The organism is Bradyrhizobium sp. AUGA SZCCT0176, assembly GCF_018130145.1.
Classification (GTDB): Bacteria; Pseudomonadota; Alphaproteobacteria; order Rhizobiales; family Xanthobacteraceae; genus Bradyrhizobium.
Genome location: NZ_JAFCMB010000021.1, coordinates 25,802 through 46,434 on the forward strand (window position 1 = coordinate 25,802; position 20,633 = coordinate 46,434).

General features: G+C 63.7%; 19 protein-coding genes. 13 read left to right on the forward strand and 6 right to left on the reverse strand.

Annotated elements, in window-relative coordinates; genetic code table 11:
• The first annotated feature begins 1 nt into the window (after position 1).
• The 6 genes from JQ600_RS30730 (at position 2) to JQ600_RS30755 (ending at position 3,737) form a co-directional block, all read left to right on the forward strand.
• Complete coding sequence (locus JQ600_RS30730; protein ID WP_212390913.1) at positions 2–619, forward strand: DUF1007 family protein; 618 nt, start codon at positions 2–4, stop codon at positions 617–619.
• Entirely contained in the window at positions 610–1,788 is a 1,179-nt protein-coding gene (locus JQ600_RS30735; RefSeq protein ID WP_249136171.1) for a nickel/cobalt transporter, read from the forward strand. The genes JQ600_RS30730 and JQ600_RS30735 overlap by 10 nt, the downstream gene beginning before the upstream one ends.
• A 44-nt stretch (positions 1,789–1,832) precedes the next feature.
• The gene (locus tag JQ600_RS30740; RefSeq protein ID WP_212390872.1) at positions 1,833–2,486 is read left to right on the forward strand and encodes an aspartate/glutamate racemase family protein; all 654 of its coding nucleotides are present in this window, start codon (positions 1,833–1,835) and stop codon (positions 2,484–2,486) included.
• Positions 2,487–2,642: 156 nt separating this feature from the next.
• Positions 2,643–2,936, forward strand: coding sequence for a nucleotidyltransferase family protein (locus JQ600_RS30745; RefSeq protein WP_212270194.1), 294 nt, complete (start codon positions 2,643–2,645; stop codon positions 2,934–2,936).
• A 2-nt stretch (positions 2,937–2,938) separates the two neighbouring features.
• Positions 2,939–3,298: a HepT-like ribonuclease domain-containing protein gene (locus JQ600_RS30750; RefSeq protein WP_312011082.1), complete on the forward strand. Its 360-nt coding sequence runs from the start codon at positions 2,939–2,941 to the stop codon at positions 3,296–3,298.
• A gap of 4 nt (positions 3,299–3,302) precedes the next feature.
• Positions 3,303–3,737 (forward strand): thioesterase family protein, encoded by a 435-nt coding sequence (locus JQ600_RS30755; RefSeq protein ID WP_212390874.1) that lies wholly within the window; start codon positions 3,303–3,305, stop codon positions 3,735–3,737.
• 117 nt (positions 3,738–3,854) lie between these two features.
• Here JQ600_RS30755 and JQ600_RS30760 read toward each other — a convergent pair whose 3' ends face one another.
• On the reverse strand, positions 3,855–4,184 hold the full coding sequence (locus tag JQ600_RS30760; protein WP_212390875.1) for a hypothetical protein: 330 nt from the start codon (positions 4,182–4,184) through the stop codon (positions 3,855–3,857).
• An 827-nt stretch (positions 4,185–5,011) separates the two neighbouring features.
• Positions 5,012–5,410, reverse strand: coding sequence for an MAPEG family protein (locus tag JQ600_RS30765; protein WP_212269998.1), 399 nt, complete (start codon positions 5,408–5,410; stop codon positions 5,012–5,014).
• Positions 5,411–5,498: 88 nt separating this feature from the next.
• On the opposite strand from JQ600_RS30765, the gene hemH reads away from it, so the two are divergent.
• From hemH to JQ600_RS30780, 3 genes are all read left to right on the forward strand, one after another.
• Positions 5,499–6,536, forward strand: a complete 1,038-nt coding sequence (hemH, locus tag JQ600_RS30770; protein WP_212390876.1) for a ferrochelatase — start codon at positions 5,499–5,501, stop codon at positions 6,534–6,536.
• A gap of 155 nt (positions 6,537–6,691) precedes the next feature.
• The gene (locus JQ600_RS30775) at positions 6,692–7,702 is read left to right on the forward strand and encodes an SPFH domain-containing protein (protein WP_212269996.1); all 1,011 of its coding nucleotides are present in this window, start codon (positions 6,692–6,694) and stop codon (positions 7,700–7,702) included.
• A 205-nt stretch (positions 7,703–7,907) separates the two neighbouring features.
• The gene (locus JQ600_RS30780; RefSeq protein ID WP_212269995.1) at positions 7,908–8,354 is read left to right on the forward strand and encodes an NfeD family protein; all 447 of its coding nucleotides are present in this window, start codon (positions 7,908–7,910) and stop codon (positions 8,352–8,354) included.
• On the opposite strand, the gene JQ600_RS30785 is transcribed toward JQ600_RS30780, so the two are convergent.
• Entirely contained in the window at positions 8,351–8,692 is a 342-nt protein-coding gene (locus JQ600_RS30785) for a helix-turn-helix domain-containing protein (protein ID WP_212390877.1), read from the reverse strand. The genes JQ600_RS30780 and JQ600_RS30785 overlap by 4 nt on opposite strands.
• Before the next feature lie 73 nt (positions 8,693–8,765).
• Here JQ600_RS30785 and JQ600_RS30790 point away from each other — a divergent pair, with 73 nt between their 5' ends.
• Complete coding sequence (locus JQ600_RS30790; RefSeq protein WP_212490250.1) at positions 8,766–9,317, forward strand: carboxymuconolactone decarboxylase family protein; 552 nt, start codon at positions 8,766–8,768, stop codon at positions 9,315–9,317.
• A 127-nt stretch (positions 9,318–9,444) separates the two neighbouring features.
• On the opposite strand, the gene JQ600_RS30795 is transcribed toward JQ600_RS30790, so the two are convergent.
• On the reverse strand, positions 9,445–10,458 hold the full coding sequence (locus JQ600_RS30795; protein WP_212390879.1) for an SIS domain-containing protein: 1,014 nt from the start codon (positions 10,456–10,458) through the stop codon (positions 9,445–9,447).
• Between the two features lie 193 nt (positions 10,459–10,651).
• Between JQ600_RS30795 and JQ600_RS30800 the strand changes: the two genes are divergently transcribed.
• Together JQ600_RS30800 and JQ600_RS30805 are read left to right on the forward strand one after the other, a co-directional pair.
• Complete coding sequence (locus tag JQ600_RS30800) at positions 10,652–12,364, forward strand: outer membrane beta-barrel protein (RefSeq protein WP_212390914.1); 1,713 nt, start codon at positions 10,652–10,654, stop codon at positions 12,362–12,364.
• A 148-nt stretch (positions 12,365–12,512) separates the two neighbouring features.
• On the forward strand, positions 12,513–12,851 hold the full coding sequence (locus JQ600_RS30805) for a hypothetical protein (protein ID WP_212269990.1): 339 nt from the start codon (positions 12,513–12,515) through the stop codon (positions 12,849–12,851).
• 98 nt (positions 12,852–12,949) lie between these two features.
• Here the strand turns inward: JQ600_RS30805 and JQ600_RS30810 are convergent, their stop codons facing one another.
• Together JQ600_RS30810 and gltB are read right to left on the reverse strand one after the other, a co-directional pair.
• Positions 12,950–14,419 (reverse strand): glutamate synthase subunit beta, encoded by a 1,470-nt coding sequence (locus JQ600_RS30810; protein WP_212269989.1) that lies wholly within the window; start codon positions 14,417–14,419, stop codon positions 12,950–12,952.
• A 160-nt stretch (positions 14,420–14,579) separates the two neighbouring features.
• A complete protein-coding gene (gene gltB, locus JQ600_RS30815; RefSeq protein WP_212269988.1) occupies positions 14,580–19,328 on the reverse strand; it encodes a glutamate synthase large subunit in 4,749 nt (1,582 codons plus the stop codon).
• Between the two features lie 484 nt (positions 19,329–19,812).
• Here gltB and JQ600_RS30820 point away from each other — a divergent pair, with 484 nt between their 5' ends.
• On the forward strand, positions 19,813–20,601 hold the full coding sequence (locus JQ600_RS30820) for a hypothetical protein (protein WP_312017271.1): 789 nt from the start codon (positions 19,813–19,815) through the stop codon (positions 20,599–20,601).
• The last annotated feature ends 32 nt before the right edge of the window (positions 20,602–20,633 follow it).

The following is a 20,633-nucleotide window of genomic DNA, read 5'->3' on the forward strand; positions in this document are numbered from 1 at the left end:
AATGTTGGGCTTGATCGTCGCGTCGCTGCTCGGCGTTGCCCCAGCCCAGGCACATCCGCATGTCTGGATCACCGCCAAGAGCGAGGTGGTCTACGCGCCTGACGGCTCGATCTCAGGCGTGCGCCACGCCTGGACCTTCGACGACATGTTCTCGACCTATGCGCTGCAGGGCATCGAGACCAAGACCAAGGGCGTCTACAGCCGCGAGGAACTGGCGCCGCTGGCGCAGACCAATATCGAGTCGCTGAAGGAATTCGGCTACTTCACCTTCGCCAGGGCCGACGGCAAGAAGGAGAGGTTCCTGGAGCCGATAGACTACTATCTCGAATTCAAGAACGACGCGCTGACGCTGCATTTCATGCTGCCCGCCAAGACGCCGTTCAAGGCCAAACAGGCCGCGCTGGAAGTGTTCGATCCCGCCTACTTCATCGATTTCAAGTTCGAGGAGAAGGACCCGATCAGGCTGGTCGGCGCGCCCGCCGACTGCAAGCTGCAGTTCCAGAGGCCCAATGACGGCACCGCCAATGCGCAGCGGCTCAACGAAAACAACTTTATGAACGGCGACAATTCGAACTACGGCGCCATGTACGCCAACAAGATTTTGGTGGATTGCCCGTGAGGCATCATACAAGCGTTGCCCAGGCGCTCCTGATCGGGATCGTCGTACTCGCCGCCATTGTCGCGGTCGACGGCGCCTTGCACGTCCTGTTGGCGCAAAACCCGTTCGGCGGCCCGCGGCCGGCCAAGGCGCCGGAGCCGCAGGTCGGCGGCATCGTCGGCTGGCTCTTGGCCAAGCAATCGGAATTCTACCGCGAGATGTCGGCGACCATTCGCGCCGCCAAGTCCGACGGCTCGGCGGTCTGGACCCTGCTGGCGATCTCGTTTGCGTACGGGATATTCCACGCCGCCGGTCCCGGCCACGGCAAGGCCGTGATCTCATCCTATCTGGTCGCCAACCATGAGACCGCGCGGCGCGGCATCGTGCTGTCGTTCGCTTCAGCGATGCTGCAGGCGCTGGTCGCCGTGCTGATCGTCGGCATCTGCGCCTGGCTGCTCAACGCCACCGCAAAAACCATGTGCGGGGCGGAGAAGGTGATCGAGATCGCGAGCTACGCTTTGATCGCGGCGTTCGGCGCCCGGCTGGTCTGGACCAAGGGCGGCGGTTTTATGCGCGCGCTGCAGGCAAAGCCGGTGCCCGCGATGGCCACCGCCACGGCTGCGGCCAGCCATCAACACAATCATGGCCACGATCACCATCACCACGATCACCATCACCACGATCACCACCATGAACATCATCACCATGCCCACGCGCACGCTGACGCCCATGCGCACGGTCATGCCCACGCGCACGCTCATGCTGACGCTCATTCTCACGCAGACGACCACGTCCATGACGAGCATTGCGGCCATTCCCACGGCCCGACGCCGGACCAGCTCGCCGGTCCCGGCGGTTGGCAGCGTGGCCTCGGCGCCATCTTCGCCGTCGGCCTGCGGCCCTGTTCGGGCGCAATCCTGGTTCTGGTGTTCGCGCTGGCGCAGGGCCTGTTCTGGGCCGGCATCGCCGCGACCTTCGTGATGGGCCTTGGCACCGCGATCACGGTCGCAACCATCGCCATCGTCGCGGTGTCCGCGCGAGGCCTCGCCGAGCGCCTCAGCGCCGGCCGCGAAGGCGGCGGCGCGCTGATCATGCGCGGCATCGAATTCGGCGCGGCGGGCCTCGTGCTGCTGTTCGGCCTCGGCCTCTTGTTCGGTTATCTCGCCGCCGAGCGGGTGACGTGCCTGTGACCCGTTGGCTCATGCGGGCTACTTGCTTGAATCGATAGAGGGGCATGCGCCGCATCCTGCTGATCAATCCGAACAGTTCGGCGGCGACCACCGCCATGATGGTCGGCATCGCGCAAGCGGCTGCGGCCGGCGCGTGTGAAATTGCCGGCGCGACGGCGCGACGCGCACCGCCGATGATTGTCGAGCCCGATGCGCTTGCCGCCGCAACCGATGAAGTCGTCGAGCTAGCCGTCTCGAACGATGGCAAGTACGATGGTTTCATCGTCGCGGCGTTCGGCGATCCCGGCCTTGCGGAAGTCCGGGAGCGATGCCGGACGCCGGCGGTCGGCATCGCTGAATCGGCCTTTCGCGAAGCATCAGCCGGCGGGCGGCGGTTTGGGATCGCCACGACGACGCCGGCGTTGAAGGCTGTCATTGATCGGCGCGTCGCCTTGCTGGGGCTGTCGGCGCAGTACACCGGCCTTCGAATAACGTCCGCGGACCCCACGGAGCTGGTCAAGGACAAGGCTCGCCTGCGCGATGCGCTGGCCGATGTCGTGCGTCACTGCATTAACGATGACGGCGCAGAAGCCGTCATTATCGGCGGCGGCCCGCTGGGCGAGGCCGCGCGCGAACTGAAGTCAATGTTCTCTGTCCCGATCATCGCGCCCATTTCCGCAGCGATACGGTCAATTCTTGCGATTCTGGCGCCGAAGTAATGGCGGCGCTACGCGGCGTAATTGGCTCATGCCGGATCATGCTCGCGCTCCTGCGTTGGGCGGAGAGAAGAGATTAGAAGGTTAACGGCCAGGAGCAATGCTGGCGCGAAACCGAAAGACGTGGAACCAGCTGCCCGGATTTGCTACAATGCTGCTATGGAACGCGACGAAGCCATTAGCCGGTTGCGGCGGCACGAAGCCGATTTGAAGCGGCTTGGCGTCGAACATCTTTACATGTTCGGCTCGACGGCGCGCGGCGAGGCTAACCATGATTCCGACGTGGACCTCTTTTTCGACTATCAAAAGGGCAAGCTCGGCGTGTACGAACTGATGGACGTGAAGGAATACGCCGCCAGCATTCTCGGTCGGAAGACAGATATCATGACGCGCGACAGCCTGCACAAGGCGCTGCGGGAAGCGATAGAAGCAACAGCCGTCCGCGTGTTTTAGTGGTGGCACGTTCGCTCATCCCCCGCTTAACGGACATCATCGAGGCGATCGAGCGCGTCAATGGCGTATTGGCGAATGTGTCGCTCGAAGCATTCGAAAACGATTGGCAGCGACAATGGCTCGTCGAGCGCGGTGTGGAGATCATTTCCGAAGCCAGTCGTCATCTTACGGATGACCTGAAGGCGCGCAATCCGGAGATCCCATGGCAGAAAGTTGCGGGGATCGGCAACGTATTGCGCCACGACTACGAGAGTATCGCCGCACCCGTCCTCTGGAAGCTGGTTCAAGCTGATTTGCCGGCATTGGAAAAAGCCTGCCGCTCCGAGCTCGCCGCGGAAGAACGGCGGCTTTTCGGGAAATGATCCTATGTCACGCGAGCAGTTCTGGTTCTTCCACCCGTTTCGGGTGCGCTATTCCGAGATCGACGGGCAGGGCGTTGTCTTCAACGCGCACTACCTGACCTATTTCGACACCACCATCACCGAATATTTTCGCGCGCTCGGCTACGACCAGTATGCCGACTCCCGAAAGACCGGCATCGACTTCCACGTCGTCAAATCGCTGATCGAATACAAGGCGCCGGTGCTGTTCGATTGGGAACTGGACGTTGGCGCGCGGGTGGCGCGGGTCGGCAATTCAAGCCTCACCTTCGATCTCGCCATTTTCTTGAAGGGCGGCAATGAGGCACTCGTGACCGGCGAGATCGTCTGGGTCTATACCGATCAGAAATCCCATCGTCCGGTCCCGATCCCGCAGTCGATCCGGGAGATGATTGCGACGCGCGAACGGCATCTGGGCTGATCAGTACGTAGGGTGGGTAGAGCGAAGCGAAACCCACCGCCTGTTCACAGACCGATGTGATGGGTTTCGCTGCGCTCTACCCATCCTACGCTTCCATCCATCCTGCGCGCTTAGGCCTTAGAGCGAATTGAGGATGATGAGCGCGATCGCCAGGATGAGCAGAACCCACCATATCTGGACGGCGATGGCTACGAAGCCGAGGACGGCCGCGATACCTGCCAGCAGCTTTCCTTCCTTCATGATGATCGCGACGACGGCGAAAGAGATGGCGATCACGCCGAGCGCGGCCGCCCCCGTTGAGAGTATCTCGTTCCAGGTCGCCTGACCGACGAGCCCGGAAAGATAGATCCCCGGCACCAATTGCGTCAGCGCCGAGACCAGCAGCGCCAACAGGCCTGTCACGCTGCCGATAATGCTGAACCGGCGGGATTGTACGGCACTATCCATCACAGTATCCATCACATGAAATCTCCCGCGCCGCCTTGGAGCGAGCCGCGCTTGTGCAGCCTTGGTGTGGTGCAGCCGCTTGAAGGTTCAATGTGAGCTTGCCTGTCCCCCGGACGGGCAGCCAACTGCGGCAATTTGGCCCGACGGGCAAATCACTTCCGGTTTCCAGAAATCGTGTCAAGTCCCAAGATAAAAAATATTTCTGTTTACCAGAAGCAAAATCAGGAGTATGTGTTTGGCCATCCCGTCCTACTCAGAAGGGCGTCGGCCGTCGTCACGGACGTTGGACGGGTTGCGGTGGACGCTTGTTTACGCTGAGACGACGGCGTGGATGGGCGTACGGCAAAACCGTGTGGTCCTGGCGCCCGTTGCTGGCGTCAAGCTGTCGGAGAAGCGCAAGCGGGAACGGCGGCGACGGAGTCAACCAAGAACTCGTCTCCGGGGAGATCACGGCATAAGCCGTAAAGCCATTGCGCAGGGAAGGCCGGGTGTTCTCCGCTGCCCTGTATGCTCGCGTGCACATTTTTTTGTGCAAACCGCACGCGAGACCGCGGGTGCAGCGCGCACCCGGTCTTCCCTGCGCCCTCTTATTTCGAGGGCAAGGAAATTTCTGGCAAAGCTCGGGCGCAATGCGTCGCGAGAATGCAAAACTGCGTTTGGATGACGGTGCAGCTACAAACACCGCCGTCGTCCCGGCCTTGAGCCGGGACCCATACGCCGCGGCAGAGATGGTTGCGCACGATGGTCGATGGCTTTTTTCAACAACAGATGACCGGGGTTATGGGTCCCGGCTCAAGGCCGGGACGACGAGAGATTTGCGTATGACGCTACCCCGGCAAATACCCCTTGACCGCCGGCAGGAAGAAAATCGCGATGTTGATCGCAAAGCCGATGCTCCACAGGATCGAGCGCAGCGTCGGGCGGTTGCCCAGATAGGTGAAGACGTAGGCGATCCGCACGATCAGGAACAGCACCGCCAGTTCGTCGATCAAATGTTGCGGCCCGAGGCGAAACTCGGCCAGCAGCACCGCGACCGCGAAAAACGGAAAGGCCTCGATGCCGTTCTGATGGGCGCCGAGGGCGCGGGCGCGGATCGGATCCTCGTAGAAATCGGGGGCGCGGGGCCTCGCATTGTCGAAACGGCGAAACCCGATCCATTTGACCGAGGCGATCGTCAGCAAGTACAGCAGCAGCGTTCCGAAAACGCACCATTCGGCGACCGTCATGGTTCCTCCCGCCCGGGGCAAGACCTGAGCGTATCGAACCGATGGTTGTCTTGACAAGGATGGTGCAACGCGCGAAGCCACGGAAATCATGACCGTGGTCGTTCCCATAGGAAATGCGAAGCCAGCGGCGGCAGCAAAGCCGGAGCGCGTCGGCGTGCTGCTGGTCAATCTCGGCACGCCCGATAGCGCCGACGCCAGGGGCGTGCGGGTGTATCTCAAGGAATTTCTCTCCGATCCGCGCGTGATCGAGGACCAGGGGCTGCGCTGGAAGCTGATCCTCAACGGCATCATTTTGCGCATCCGTCCCCGCCGCAAGGCGCGCGACTACCAGAAGATCTGGAACGTCGAGAAGAACGAATCCCCGCTGAAGACCATCACGCGCGCGCAAGCCGAAAAGCTGGCGGAGGCGATCGCAGACCATGACCACGTCGTGGTCGACTGGGCGATGCGTTACGGCAATCCGTCGATCCGCTCGCGCATCGATGCCCTGACCGCGCAAGGCTGCGACCGTCTCTTGGTCGTTCCGCTCTATCCGCAATATTCCGCGGCGACCTCGGCCACCGTGTGCGACGAGGTTTTCCGCGTGCTGGCCGGCATGCGCGCGCAGCCGATATTGCGCGTGACGCCGCCTTACTATGACGACCCCGATTACATCGATGCGTTGGCGGCCTCGATATCTGCGCATCTGGCGACCTTGCCGTTCCAGCCCGAACTGATCGTCGCGTCGTTTCACGGCATGCCGCAAAAATATGTCGACAAGGGTGACCCCTACCAGGCGCAGTGCATCGCAACAACCGACGCCCTGCGCCGGCGCATGGGCCTTGATGCGTCCAAACTCAAGCTTACATTCCAATCGCGCTTCGGCTTCGACGAATGGCTGCAGCCCTATACCGACAAGACCATCGCGCAGCTCGCGAAAGATGGCGTCAAGCGCATTGCCGTGGTGACACCCGGCTTCTCCGCCGATTGCCTGGAGACGCTGGAAGAGATCGCGCAGGAAAACGCCGAAATATTCAAACACAATGGCGGCGAGCAGTTCGCGGCGATCCCCTGCCTCAACGACTCCGAGCCCGGCATGGACGTGATCCGCCAGCTGGTGTTGCGCGAGCTTCAGGGCTGGATTTGATATTCCCGCGTCAAGACGCCATACATCTGGCGGCTGTCAAACGGCTCCCTACGTAACCCTTACTTGAGAACAGCCGGGCTGAACCGGCGGTGGCATCCGGCAGACATATGGACGACCGCGTCCGGCAACGGTCTTGCCGGTTTTGGAGGGAATTCATGACTGGTTTCGACATTTTCGCGATTGCGTTTTTGCTGCTGGTCATTGTGACCCTGTTCGCCGGCGTCAAGACGGTGCCGCAAGGCTATGACTGGACCATCGAACGGTTCGGCAAATACACCCGCACGCTGTCGCCGGGGTTGAACATCATCGTTCCCTATTTCGACCGCGTCGGCCGCAAGATGAACATGATGGAGCAGGTGATCAGCATTCCCGAGCAGGAGGTGATCACCAAGGACAACGCCACCGTGACGGTGGACGGCGTCGCGTTCTATCAGGTGTTCGATGCCGCCAAGGCCAGCTACGAAGTATCCAATCTCGATCAGGCGATTATCGTGCTGACGATGACCAACATCCGCTCGGTGATGGGCGCGATGGACCTCGACCAGGTGCTGTCGCACCGCGACGAGATCAACGAGCGGCTGCTGCGCGTGGTCGACGCCGCGGTGTCGCCGTGGGGGCTGAAGGTCAACCGCATCGAGATCAAGGACATCGTGCCGCCGGCCGACCTCGTCGAAGCGATGGGCCGGCAGATGAAGGCCGAGCGCGTCAAGCGCGCCGACATTTTGCAGGCGGAAGGCCAGCGGCAGTCAGAGATCCTGCGTGCCGAGGGCGCCAAGCAGGGCCAGATCCTGCAGGCCGAAGGCCGCAAGGAAGCCGCCTTCCGCGACGCCGAGGCGCGCGAACGTTCGGCGGAGGCTGAAGCCAAGGCGACGCAGATGGTGTCCGAGGCCATCTCCAAGGGCGACGTTGCCGCGCTGAATTACTTCATCGCCGATAAATACATCAAGGCGTTCGGGCAACTGGCCGAATCGCCGAACCAGAAGATCCTCATGCTGCCGATCGAGGCCACCAGCATTCTGGGCTCGCTCGCCGGCATCGGCGAGATCGCCAAGGCGACCTTCGGTGACGCCGCTACCTCGGCAGCAGCCGCGCGGCGCGGTTCGGTGCCATCAACCGGTCCCGCCACGCCGCCACCGCCGCCGCCGCCGTTCTCGCCGCAGCGGTAGGGAGACTTCCCTCTCCCGCTTGCGGGGGTCGAGACGAGCGAAGCTCGCTCTTGGGGTGCCGAGCGAAAGCGAGGCGGGTGGGGGCTCTCTCCGCGAGTCATATCGAGGAGAGAGCCCCCACCCCAACCCTCCCCCGCAAGTGCGGGAGAGGGAGCTGACTGCCGTTGTGTTGTCGAGTTCGACTAAAAAGGACAGAGGTCGTGTCATGGCCGACATATTTGCTACCCTGGGCACCTGGAACTGGCTGATCTTCGGCTTCATCCTGATGGCGCTGGAATTGCTGGCGCCGGGTGTCTTCCTGTTCTGGCTCGGGCTTTCCTCGCTGATGGTCGGCCTGGTGTCGTTTGCGATCAATCCATCGTGGCAGACGCAGCTTTTGATGTTCGCGTTGTTCGCGGCCGCGGCGGTGCCGGCGTGGCGGCATTTTGCGAAGAGCGCCGGCAGCAGCAGCCAGAGCAACCCGTTCCTCAACCGGCGGACCGAAGCGATGATCGGCCGGGAGTTCACGCTGGAAAAACCGATCGTCGACGGCACAGGCACGGTGCGGATCGACGACACGATCTGGCGCGTCGCCGGCCCCGATGCGCCGGCCGGCAGCCGTGTCAAAGTCGTGCAAGCCGATGGCGCCAGCCTGACGGTGGCGGTGGCCTAGTCTGTCGTTTGCTTGCTCCACCGCTCCGCAAAGCGGTGGAGAGGAAGGAAGGTTTCGTTCAAGTCCCGGCCGAGCCCGGTCGGGCCATAGCCATCGCCCGGCAGCAGTTCGATCAGGCCGGCCTCGCGCAGTTCGGAGAGCCGGGTCTGCATCACAGTCGGCGAGGCCTCGTCGCAGGCGGTGCGCAGCGCGCGCGAGGTCAGCGGTCCCTCGCGCAATTCCCAGAGGATGCGCAAGGTCCAGCGGCGGCCCAGCAGATCGAGCAGCGCCATGATCGGCCGGCCGGTCCGCGAGCCGCGGACGGCACGTTTCTTCTTGGCAGGGGTCTGTTTCGACATCGAAAAGCCTCTTGCAAGATGCTACAGATATTGTAGCGATGTGCTACATTTATTGTAGCAAAGGAGTGAGCCGATGCCACAATCCGCGCCCCGCATCGCGCCGTTGCAGCCGCCTTATCCACCCGAGATTCAGCAACAATTCGACCGCATCATGCGCGGCGCGCCGCCGCTGGTGCTGTTCCGGGTGATGGCCGGCCAGCCCCGCGCCTGGGAGAAATTTCGCGCCGGCAGCCTGCTGGATCGCGGTCCGCTCAGCTTGCGAGAGCGCGAGATCGTGATCGACCGCACCTGCGCGCGGACCGGCTGCGAATACGAATGGGGCGTGCATATCGCGGCGTTCGCGGAAGCCGCCCACCTGACCGCCGAACAGATCCGCGCCACCGTGCTCGGCGATGCCAAGGCCGTCTGCTGGTCGGAAGCCGAACAGGTGCTGATCGCAACCGTCGATGCCCTGCACGAGCGCGCGACGCTTGATGAGGCCGAGTTCAAGGCGCTGTCGGCGCATTATGACGACGCGAAAATTGTCGAGATCATCCAGCTCTGCGGCTTCTATCGCACGGTGTCATATCTGGCCAATGCGCTGGCATTGCCGCTGGAGGAGACGGCGGCGAGATTTCCGAAGTGAGATGTCGTCCCGGCGAAGGCCGGGACCCATACTCCGCGGCGCTCATTGCTAAAGAAGGTATCTGACGCCAGCGCTCTCACCGATAGGCCGCGGCGTATGGGTCCCGGCTCAAGGCCGGGACGACAGATCAAGCCACGCCCGCGCGCAGCAAATCATGCAGATGCACGATGCCGACCGGCTTGCTGGCATCGGTCACGATCAGCGCGGTGATCTTCGAGGAATTGAGGATCTCCAGCACCTCGCCTGCGAGCAGGTCGCGGCCGATGGTCTTCGGATTCTTCGTCATCACCTCGTCGACGGTGGCGGTCATCAGATCGGGCCGCATGTGGCGGCGCAGATCGCCGTCGGTGACGATGCCGACAATGTGGCCGCGGGCATCAGTGATACCAACGCAGCCAAAGCCCTTCGACGACATCTCGACCAGCGCATCCGACATTTTGGTGCCGAGCGGCTTCAGCGGCACGGCGTCGCCTGAATGCATGAGGTCGCGGGTGTATTTCAACAGCGCGCCCAGCTTGCCGCCGGGATGCAGCACGCTGAAATCGACCGAGGTGAAGCCGCGGCCTTCGAGCAGCGCGATCGCCAGCGCGTCGCCGAGCGCCAGCATCATCAGCGAGGAGGTGGTCGGCGCCAGATTATGCGGGCAGGCCTCGCGCGCCTTCGGCAAGGTCAGCGCGACGTCGGCGGCCTTGCTCAGCGTCGATTCCCGGTCCGCGGTCATCGCGATCAGGGGAATGCTGAACCGGGTGGCGTAGGTGATGAGATTCTTCATCTCCGGCTGCTCGCCGGACCATGACAGCGCCAAGATGACGTCGTCGGCGGTGATCATGCCGAGATCGCCATGGCTGGCCTCCGCGGCATGGACGAAGAATGCCGGTGTGCCGGTGGAGGCAAAGGTCGCCGCGATCTTGCGGCCGATATGGCCCGACTTGCCGAGCCCGGTCACGATCAGCCGCCCCTTGGCGTTGCCGATGCGATCGACGGCCGCCGCGAACGGCGCGCGGAGGTCGGACTGCAGCGCCGCCGTGATGGCGGCGATGCCGCCGGCCTCAACATCGAGCGTGCGCAGGGCCGACTCGATGGCGGCGTTGGCATGATCGGTGCCGGATGATTTTGCCATCAGCGGTTTCGGCTTGGCCATGTCTCAAGTCCAGGGAGGAGGGGCAAAGCCCCCGGACCCCTCCTTAGCATGGCCCAACCGGCGATGCGACGCGGGCCGCCGGCTCTCAACGGGTCATTAACCATAATTGTTTTAACTCCATTAACGACGTTTTCCCCGCGCGCTCGGAGTGCGTCGAATAAGTGTCTGACGTTGTTGGAGTATTTTCATCGTGATGGCAGGTCCAGTAAGGGGCCGAAGCAGGCGCGCGACAGCTTTCCGCGCGGTATTGCCATGCCTTGCGCTGATCGTCCTGACCGGCACCATTGCGCAGGCCCAGACCGTCACGCCCGACCTGTTCAGCCCGACCCGCAGCAGCCAGCTGATGCCGGTGGATTCGCCGCTGCGCCGGACCAATGCCGAGGCCAACGATAAAACCAGCGACGACGCCAACGACGCCCGGGTTCGCGACAAGGAGAAGCCCGCGCCGTCGCGCATCGGGGCGATCCCGCGCTATGGCCTGCCCGCCGCCAGCGGCGCTTCGAGCTCCGGTTACGACTCGCTCAACCGCAAGCTTCAGAAGCCGAAATATTATCCGGGACAGGTCCGGCCGAAGCCGCCGCCGGGACCGGGCAGCCGGCCGCCGCTGCTGTCGAACACGCCGCTGCGGCTTTCGATTCCGCCGTCGCAGACCGCGAACAAGGCCCCGATCCCGCCGGCGATGGCCGGCACGGTGGTGGGGCAACCCGCACGCAAGCGCCTGAAGGTCGATGACGATCCGTTCGGCGCGGTCGGCGATTACGCCGGCAGCTTCCTGATCAAATCGGCGGTCGAACTCTCGGGCGGCTATAACACCAACCCGCGCCGCACCGTCGATGAGAAGGGCTCGCCGTTCTATATGATCGCGCCGGAACTGCTCGTCATGTCCGACTGGGAACGCCACGCGGTGGTCGCGGATCTGCGCGGATCCTTCACCGGCTACGGCAACACCTTTCCGCCGCCGACCGACGGCACGATTTCGCCGGCGCCGGTCGTGATCGATCGGCCGGATTTCACCGGTCATGTCGACGGCCGTCTCGACGTCTCGCGCGACACGCGGCTGCTCGCGCAGGCGCGGCTGCGTCTCGCCACCGACAATCCGGGCAGCCCGAACATCCAGGCCGGCCTGCAAAGGTACCCGGTCTATGCGACGTTCGGCGGCACCTTCGGCTTCGACCAGAATTTCAACCGCCTGCAGGTTTCCGGCGGCGCCACCGTCGACCGCACCGCCTATACCTATTCCAAGCTCACCGACGGCACCTCGACCAGCAACGACGACCGCAACTTCAACCAGTTCGGCGGCGTCGGCCGCGTCAGTTACGATCTGATGCCGGGCTTGAAGCCGTTCGTGGAAGCGCAGGCCGACAGCCGCGTGCACGATCTGAGGCTGGACCGCAGCGGCTTCGCGCGCGATTCCACCGGCGGCTACGTCAAGGGCGGCACCAGCTTCGAATTCTCGCGGCTGCTGACCGGCGAAATCGCGGTCGGCTACGCCGCGCGCGATTATGTCGACAGCCGCCTCAACCGCCTCGAAGGCCTCTTGACCTCGGCTTCATTGACCTGGACGGCGACACCGCTGACCACGGCCAAATTCTATTCCGACACCACGATCACCGAGACCACGCTGCCCGGCGTATCCGGCGTGCTGACGCACATCTACACCGTTGAAGTCGATCATGATTTCCGCCGCTGGCTGACCGCGATCGGCAAGTTCACCTGGGGCACGCTCGACTACCAGGGCGACAACCGCAAGGACAAGATCTACACGGTGTCTGGCGACCTCATCTACAAGATGAACCGCAATCTCTGGGTCAAGGGCACGGTCCGCCGCGATTGGCTGGATTCAAACCTCCCCGGCAACAGCACCGCCGCCACCGTCGTCATGCTCGGCGTGCGCCTGCAGCACTGAACCTTCATCGCCTCGCTTGTGTGCTGAAGGTAAGGTGAGGGAATTGTGACACACCCCTAAACGGGTACGTGACGGGTATCACACCCACTATTGCTTGACCGCGGACCAAAGCGGCCCCAATCTGGCGCTCCTTACAGAAGGAGTTTCAATGGCCCAGGGCAAAACTGCCTCTCGCAGCATTTTATCACGTACTTTGGCTACGATTATTCTCGTTGGCATCTATTGTTTCAGCATCGTCGGTGTGACGGCGCTGATGGTTGGAGGATCGACGACGGCGGCGTACGCGCAGCGCGGTGGTCGTGGCGGCGGAGGCCGTGGTGGCGGCGGTCGCGGCGGCGGACGCGGCCGTGGCGTCGGTCGTGGTGTTGGCCGCGGCGGCGGTTATTACCGCGGTGGCGGACGCGGCTATGGTCGCGGCTACGGTTATGGCGGCGGCTACTACGCGCCTTCCTGCTACTGGGCTGGTCCCGTGCGGATCTGTCCGTAAGTCCAGCGTTCCGCAGGACTGATATCTACAAGAATGGTGCAGTGCGCTCCGGCGCCCTGCACCATTTTTGTTTTGCCGTTCAATTGCGACCGCCCCGCTTACCGCGGCAGCGTGGTCGATCCCATCAGATACTGGTCGATGGCGCGGGCGCAGAGGCGGCCCTCGCGGATCGCCCATACCACCAGCGACTGGCCGCGGCGCATGTCGCCGGCGGAGAACACGTTCGGCACTGACGTCTGGTAGTCGGTCAGGTTGGCGCGAACGTTGCCGCGCTGGTCGAGGTCGACGCCGAGCGTCTTCAGCATGCCGTCATGGACCGGATGCACAAAACCCATCGCCAGCAGCACCAGTTGCGCGTCGAGTTCGAATTCGGTGCCGGCGATCGGCTGGAATTTTTCGTTGACCTGCACGCAATGCAGCTTCTGCACCTTGCCGTCGTGGCCTGAGAATTTCTGCGTCAGCACCGCGAATTCGCGGCGGGCGCCTTCGGCCTGGCTCGACGAGGTCCGCATTTTCAACGGCCAGTTCGGCCAGGTCAGGCCCTTGTCTTCGTGCTCGGGCGGCGCCGGCATGATTTCGAGCTGGGTCACGGACTTCGCGCCCTGCCGGAACGACGTGCCGATACAGTCCGAACCGGTGTCGCCACCGCCGATCACGACCACATGCTTGCCGCCGGCAAGGATGTCCGCGGCCGCCCCGAGCGGCTCGGACGAGACGCGGCGGTTTTGTTGCGGCAGGAAATCCATCGCGAAGTGGATGCCGTCGAGGTCGCGGCCCGGGATCGGCAGATCGCGGCCGGCTTCGGCGCCGCCGGTCAGGGCCACCGCGTCGTATTGCCGGTGCAACTCGCGCGGATCGATCGCGGTTTGACCATTTCCTTGCGAAGTGCCGCCGACATGGACACCGTAGTGGAAGGTGACGCCCTCGGCTTCCATCTGCGCCACGCGGCGGTCGATGACGTGCTTTTCCATCTTGAAATCGGGAATGCCGTAGCGGAGCAGGCCGCCGGCCTTGGCGAATTTCTCGTAGACATGGACGTCATGGCCGGCGCGCGCGAGCTGCTGCGCGGCGGCAAGGCCCGCAGGCCCCGAACCAACGATCGCGACCTTCTTGCCGGTCTTGCTGGGGGCGATTTCCGGCTTCAGCCAGCCATTGTCCCATGCGCGGTCGACGATCGCGCATTCGATGGTCTTGATGGTGACCGGGTTGTCGTCGATGTTGAGCGTGCAGGAGGCCTCGCACGGCGCCGGGCAGATGCGGCCGGTGAACTCCGGGAAATTGTTGGTCGAGTGCAGATTGCGCGAGGCTTCTTCCCAATTGTCCTGATAGACGAGGTCGTTGAAATCAGGGATCTGGTTGTTGACCGGGCAGCCCGGCGTACCCGGTTGAACCGAGCCGGTGCCGTGGCAATAGGGAATGCCGCAATTCATGCAGCGCGCGGCCTGGTCGCGGGCGTCTTTCTCGCTCAGCGGAATGACGAATTCGCGATAGTGCTGCAAGCGGTCGGCGACGGGCGCATATTTGCGGTCGTGCCGGTCGATTTCCAGAAAACCTGTGATCTTGCCCATTAAACCCAACGTTCCTGCAACTTAAGCTTCGTCGTCTTCATCGTGCTCGTCATCCCCAGGGTGCGCGCTCTTGCGCGCCTCGAAGGATGAATTGTCGTCCCAGCCGTCCTTCGAGGCCCGAGCTTTGCTCGGGCACCTCGGGACGACGGCGTCGCCCAGTCTACGCCCCGATCGCGATTTTCGGCTCGGCGTCGGCGTTCGCCTTCAATTCCTTCAGCGCGCGGCGGTATTCCACCGGCATCACCTTACGGAATTTCGGCAGCCAGGTCTTCCAGTCGGCGAGGATCTCTTCGGCCCGCTTCGAACCGGTCAGCTTGGCGTGGCGCGTGATCAGGACGTGCAGCCGCTCGACGTCGGAGTCGAGCAGGTTCTGGAACACGTCGACCCTGCCATGCGCTTCGAGATCGCCGGTGTGGTGATAGGTGTTCTGGTTGATCATTTCTTCCGAGAGCACCGGTTCAAGCTCGACCATCGCCATGTTGCACAGCTTGGCGAAGTCGCCGGCCTCGTCCAGCACATAGGCGATGCCGCCGGACATGCCGGCCGCGAAGTTGCGCCCGGTCTTGCCCAGCACCACGACGATGCCGCCGGTCATGTATTCGCAGCAATGGTCGCCGGCGCCTTCGACGACCGCGACCGCGCCGGAGTTGCGCACCGCGAAGCGCTCGCCGGCGATGCCGCGGAAATAGCATTCACCCTCGATCGCGCCATACATCACGGTGTTGCCGACGATGATGGACTCTTCCGGCACGATGCCGGAATTGCGCGGCGGCTTGACGATGATGCGACCGCCCGACAGGCCCTTGCCAACATAGTCGTTGCCTTCGCCTTCGAGCTCGAAGGTGACGCCGCGCGTCAGCCAGGCGCCGAACGCCTGGCCCGCGGTGCCCTTGAGGCTGACCTGGATAGTGTCGAGCGGCAGGCCGGCATGACCGTAGATCTTGGCCAGCGTGCCCGACAGCATCGCACCGGCCGAGCGGTCGGTGTTGTTGATCTCCTCGTCGATCTTCACCGGCGCGCCGCGGTCGATCGCGGCCTGCGCCTTTTCGATCAGGCGCCGGTCGAGAACGGCTTCCAGATGATGGTCCTGCCTCTCGGCGTGATAGATCTTCTGGCCGGGCTGTTCCTTCTGGCGCACGAACAGTTTTGAGAAGTCGAGGCCCTTGGCCTTCCAGTGCGCCACCAGCGTCGACTGGTCGAGCATCTGGGTCTGGCCGACCATCTCGTTGAAGGTGCGGTAGCCGAGGTGGGCCATGATCTCGCGGACTTCCTCGGCGACGAAGAAGAAGTAGTTGATGACGTGCTCGGGCTGGCCGGTGAAGCGCTTGCGCAGCACCGGATCCTGCGTCGCGACGCCGACCGGGCAGGTGTTGAGATGACACTTGCGCATCATGATGCAACCGGCCGCGATCAAGGGCGCGGTGGCAAAGCCGAATTCGTCGGCACCGAGCAGCGCGCCGATCACGACGTCACGTCCGGTGCGGAAGCCGCCGTCGACCTGGACCACGATGCGGCTGCGCAGCCGCTCGCGCACCAGCGTCTGGTGGGTTTCGGCAAGGCCGATTTCCCACGGAGAGCCTGCGTGCTTGATCGAGGTCAGCGGCGATGCGCCGGTGCCGCCCTCAAAACCTGCGATCGTCACATGGTCGGCGCGTGCCTTGGCGACGCCCGCGGCCACGGTGCCGACGCCGATTTCGGAGACCAGCTTGACCGAGACCTGACCGTCCGGATTGACGTTCTTGAGGTCGTAGATCAGCTGCGCCAGATCCTCGATCGAATAGATGTCGTGGTGCGGCGGCGGCGAGATCAGGCCGACGCCCGGCGTCGAATGCCGGACGCGCGCGATCACGGCGTCGACCTTGTGGCCGGGCAATTGGCCGCCTTCGCCGGGCTTGGCGCCCTGCGCCATCTTGATCTGCATCATGTCGGAGTTGACGAGGTACTCCGTCGTCACGCCGAACCGGCCGGAGGCGACCTGCTTGATCGCAGAACGCATCGAATCGCCGTTCGGCATCGGCTTGAAGCGATCGGCCTCTTCGCCGCCTTCGCCGGTGTTGGACTTGCCGCCGATCCGGTTCATCGCGATCGCCAATGTCGTGTGCGCCTCGCGCGAGATCGAGCCGAAGCTCATCGCGCCGGTGGCGAAGCGCTTGACGATGTCCTTGGCGGGCTCGACCTGGTCGAGCTTGATCGGCTTGCGCTTCTCGTCCTCGGCGGACTTGATCCGGAACAGGCCGCGCAGCGTCAATAGCCGCTCGGATTGCTCGTTGAGGATTTTGGCGAACGCCTTGTAGCGCTCCAGTGAATTGCCGCGCGCGGCATGCTGCAGCATCGAGACCGATTCAGCGGTCCAGGCGTGGTCCTCGCCGCGGGTGCGGTAGGCATATTCGCCGCCGACATCGAGCGCGGTCTTGTAGACCTGCGCGTCGCCGAACGCATCGCTGTGACGGCGGCAGGTCTCCTCGGCGATTTCGGCAAGACCCACGCCTTCGACCCGGGTGTGGGTGCCGGCGAAATACTTGGCGATAAATTCTGCCTTCAGGCCGACGGCGTCGAAAATCTGCGCGCCGCAATAGGACTGGTAGGTCGAGATGCCCATCTTGGACATCACCTTGAGCAGGCCCTTGCCGATCGACTTGATGTAGCGCTTGACGATCTCGTAATCGTCGAGCGAGCCGGGCAGGCGGTCCTTCATCGCGATGATGGTCTCGAACGCCAGATACGGGTTGATCGCTTCGGCGCCGTAGCCGGCGAGGCACGCAAAGTGATGCACTTCGCGCGGTTCACCGGATTCGACCACGAGGCCGACCGAGGTGCGCAGGCCGGTGCGGATCAGATGATGATGCACGGCGGCGCAGGCCAGCAGCGAGGGGATTGGAATCCGGTCCGAGCCCGCCATGCGGTCGGACAGGATGATGATGTTGACGCCTTCGCGCACCGCGCCTTCGGCGCGCGCGCAGAGTTCGTCGAGCACCTGTTCGAGGCCCGCCGCGCCGAAGCCGGCATGGAACGTCGTGTCGAGCGTGCGCGACTTGAAATGGCTGTCGGCAACGCTGGAAATCGAGCGGATCTTTTCCAGATCCGCGTCGGTCAGGATCGGCTGGCGCACTTCGAGACGCTTGGTCGAAGCGAGGCCCTGCAGGTCGAACAGGTTCGGCCGCGGCCCGATGATCGAGACTAGGCTCATCACCAGTTCTTCGCGGATCGGATCGATCGGCGGGTTGGTGACTTGCGCGAAGTTCTGCTTGAAGTAGGTGAACAGCGGCTTCGGCCGGTCCGACAGCGCCGAGATCGGCGTGTCGTTGCCCATCGAGCCCGCGGCCTCTTCGCCGGTCGAAGCCATCGGCGTCATCAGGATGGTGACGTCTTCCTGCGAATAGCCGAACGCCTGCTGCCGGTCGAGCAGCGGCAGGTTGGAGCGCATGCCCTTGCTCGAGGCGTCGGGCAATTCCTCGAGCTGGATCTGGGTGCGATGCAGCCAGTCGCTGTAGGGATGGCTCTTGGCCAGATCAGCCTTGATCTCGTCGTCGGGAATGAGGCGGCCCTGTTCGAGGTCGACCAGCAGCATCTTGCCGGGCTGCAGCCGCCACTTGGTGATGATCTGGTCCTCGGGGATCTTGAGCACGCCCATTTCGGACGCCATCACGATGCGATCGTCCTTGGTAACAAGATAGCGCGCCGGCCGCAGGCCGTTGCGGTCCAGCGTTGCGCCGATCTGGCGGCCGTCGGTGAAGGCGATCGCGGCCGGGCCGTCCCACGGCTCCATCATCGCGGCGTGATATTCGTAGAAGGCGCGGCGCGTCTCATCCATCAGGGGATTGCCGGCCCACGCTTCCGGAATCATCATCATCACGGCGTGCGGCAGCGAGTAGCCGCCCTGCACCAGGAATTCGAGCGCGTTGTCGAAACAGGCGGTGTCGGACTGGCCCTCATAAGAAATCGGCCACAGCCTGGAGATGTCCTTGCCGTACAGTTCCGAATGCACCGAGGCCTGCCGCGCCGCCATCCAGTTGACGTTGCCGCGCAGCGTGTTGATTTCGCCGTTATGGGCGATCATCCGGTAGGGATGCGCCAGCGACCAGGCCGGGAAGGTGTTGGTCGAGAAGCGCTGATGCACCAGCGCCAGCGCGCTCTCGAAATCCGGCTCGTGCAGATCGGGATAATACTTGCCGAGCTGGTCGGCGAGGAACATGCCCTTGTAGATCACGGTCCGGCACGACATCGAGACCGGGTAATAGCCGGCAAGGCCGCGATCGCGGCGCTGATAGATCGCCTGCGAGATCGACTTGCGCAGGATATAGAGCCGGCGCTCGAAATCATCCTCGGTCTTGGTCGCGCCGTTGCGGCCGATGAACACCTGCATGCAGGACGGCTCGGTCGGCTTGACGGTTTCGCCGAGCGAGGAATTGTCGGTCGGCACGTCGCGCCAGCCGAGCAGCTTCAGGCCTTCGTCCTTGATCTGGTCGGCGATGATGCTCTGGATGACTTTGCGCCACGCGGTCTCCTTCGGCAGGAACAGCGCACCGATGGCGTACTCGCCGGGCTTCGGCAGCTTGAACCCGATCTCGGCCGCCTTGCGCGTGAAGAACGCGTGCGGGATCTGCACCAGGATGCCGGCGCCGTCGCCGGCGCGCGGGTCGGCGCCGACAGCGCCGCGATGCTCGAGGTTGCAGAGAATGTTGATCGCGTCGTCGACGATCTGATGCGACTTCCGGCCCTTGATGTTGGCGATGAAGCCGACGCCGCAGGAATCCTTTTCGAGGCTCGGATCGTAGAGCCCTTCAGCCGGCGGACGCCAGCTCCACTCGCGCTGAGGCTCGGTATGATACGCGTCGTCCGGTTTCGAGATAGCGGTCGCCGACAGCGTTTCTGTCACGATGTTTTCGCGCTCGAATTCCGACCCGCTCATCTTAGTCCTCTCAATCAGGTCAAGGGCCTTAACTGTCACCGGCGCACCTTGGGCGCTTGCGGCACCCACCGGGCCACCGCTCGTCCGCCGCGAGCCGAAATTTCCTAAATTCAGGCTTGGGCGTTCAACGTCCCTGAGGAACGGCCTTGCCTGTACTTGCCTGGAGCTCGAAGCCGCCAGCTTTCGTTGCAATCCCCGTGCCGGGAATGCCCACAATTGAGACAGTGATGCTGTCCTAACTCCCGACCATGCCAAATTTTTCTCTATCACACAAGCGCGTGAAAGTCCCTGCCTGCATGACTGATCCGTGCCTGTAGCCGTCGAAACACACTGTTCCGGCTTGCCGAAACATACTGCCCCGGATTTGGGGCAAACGCGCCGCGATCCGGCCCAAGGACCGCCGAATTTCACAATGAAGTTCGGTTCCGGGACGGCCGGGCAAGAGAGCGAACACGCTCCAGGCAGGGGCTAACAGGAGCAATGGATGATGAAGTTCTTCACAGGATGGGTTTTTGCGGCGGGGACGGTTCTCGCCACAACGGCCGCCCAGGCGCAGGTACCGGCGCCTTACGAGGCCGGACGCTCGTCCTATTATTCGGTATCCGACATTGGCGACCCCTATTATGCGCCGCGCCGTTATGCGCCGCCGCCGGCCTATCCCGGGCCGCGCTACGGCTACGGGCAGGGGCCGATGCTGCTGCCGCCGACCGAGGTCTACACGGTGGTGCGCGAGAGCGGATTTTCGCCGCTCGGCATCCCGCAGCAACGCGGCTTCGTTTACACGATTTCGGTGATCGACCGCGGCGGCGACGACGGCCGCCTGATCATCGACGCCCGCACCGGCCGGATCATCCGCTTCATACCGGCGCACCGGATGGGCGATAATTTCAACGACGATCTGACCATGAATTACGGCCCGCCCGGATCGCTGCCGCCGACCCATGCCAGGGGCGCGCCGCGGCCGCCGAAGCCGGCGCCGCAGGTCGCGAGCCACACTGTGCCGGTGCCGAAGCCGAGCCCGCTCGCCGCCGCCAAGCAGGCTACCGCCGAACCGGCAGCCAAAGCCGTGGCGGCCAGGCCGGCCGCCGCCGAGCCTGCGGCCAAACCCGCAGCCGCGGCGGAACCGGTGCAGCAATCGGCGGCAGCTCAGCCTAAATCGGCCGAAGCGCAAACAACGCCGGCCGCGGCCGTGACGACAGGTGTGGTCCAGGCCAAGCCGGTACCGCAGATCGCTCCGACCCAGGAGATGCCCAACGTGCAGGGGCTGGAGTAAAGAAGCTGTCATTCCGGGGCGAGGCGAAGCCT

Coding starts and splice junctions, on each gene's coding strand:
- JQ600_RS30820 (WP_312017271.1), top strand. CDS start 19,813: ATGATGAAGTTCTTCACAGGATGGGTTTTTGCGGCGGGGACGGTTCTC.
- JQ600_RS30780 (WP_212269995.1), top strand. CDS start 7,908: ATGGCCGACATATTTGCTACCCTGGGCACCTGGAACTGGCTGATCTTC.
- JQ600_RS30775 (WP_212269996.1), top strand. CDS start 6,692: ATGACTGGTTTCGACATTTTCGCGATTGCGTTTTTGCTGCTGGTCATT.
- JQ600_RS30765 (WP_212269998.1), bottom strand. CDS start 5,410: ATGACGGTCGCCGAATGGTGCGTTTTCGGAACGCTGCTGCTGTACTTG.
- JQ600_RS30730 (WP_212390913.1), top strand. CDS start 2: ATGTTGGGCTTGATCGTCGCGTCGCTGCTCGGCGTTGCCCCAGCCCAG.
- JQ600_RS30805 (WP_212269990.1), top strand. CDS start 12,513: ATGGCCCAGGGCAAAACTGCCTCTCGCAGCATTTTATCACGTACTTTG.
- JQ600_RS30740 (WP_212390872.1), top strand. CDS start 1,833: ATGCGCCGCATCCTGCTGATCAATCCGAACAGTTCGGCGGCGACCACC.
- JQ600_RS30800 (WP_212390914.1), top strand. CDS start 10,652: ATGGCAGGTCCAGTAAGGGGCCGAAGCAGGCGCGCGACAGCTTTCCGC.
- JQ600_RS30810 (WP_212269989.1), bottom strand. CDS start 14,419: ATGGGCAAGATCACAGGTTTTCTGGAAATCGACCGGCACGACCGCAAA.
- JQ600_RS30785 (WP_212390877.1), bottom strand. CDS start 8,692: ATGTCGAAACAGACCCCTGCCAAGAAGAAACGTGCCGTCCGCGGCTCG.
- JQ600_RS30760 (WP_212390875.1), bottom strand. CDS start 4,184: ATGGATAGTGCCGTACAATCCCGCCGGTTCAGCATTATCGGCAGCGTG.
- hemH (WP_212390876.1), top strand. CDS start 5,499: ATGACCGTGGTCGTTCCCATAGGAAATGCGAAGCCAGCGGCGGCAGCA.
- JQ600_RS30745 (WP_212270194.1), top strand. CDS start 2,643: ATGGAACGCGACGAAGCCATTAGCCGGTTGCGGCGGCACGAAGCCGAT.
- JQ600_RS30755 (WP_212390874.1), top strand. CDS start 3,303: ATGTCACGCGAGCAGTTCTGGTTCTTCCACCCGTTTCGGGTGCGCTAT.
- gltB (WP_212269988.1), bottom strand. CDS start 19,328: ATGAGCGGGTCGGAATTCGAGCGCGAAAACATCGTGACAGAAACGCTG.
- JQ600_RS30790 (WP_212490250.1), top strand. CDS start 8,766: ATGCCACAATCCGCGCCCCGCATCGCGCCGTTGCAGCCGCCTTATCCA.
- JQ600_RS30795 (WP_212390879.1), bottom strand. CDS start 10,458: ATGGCCAAGCCGAAACCGCTGATGGCAAAATCATCCGGCACCGATCAT.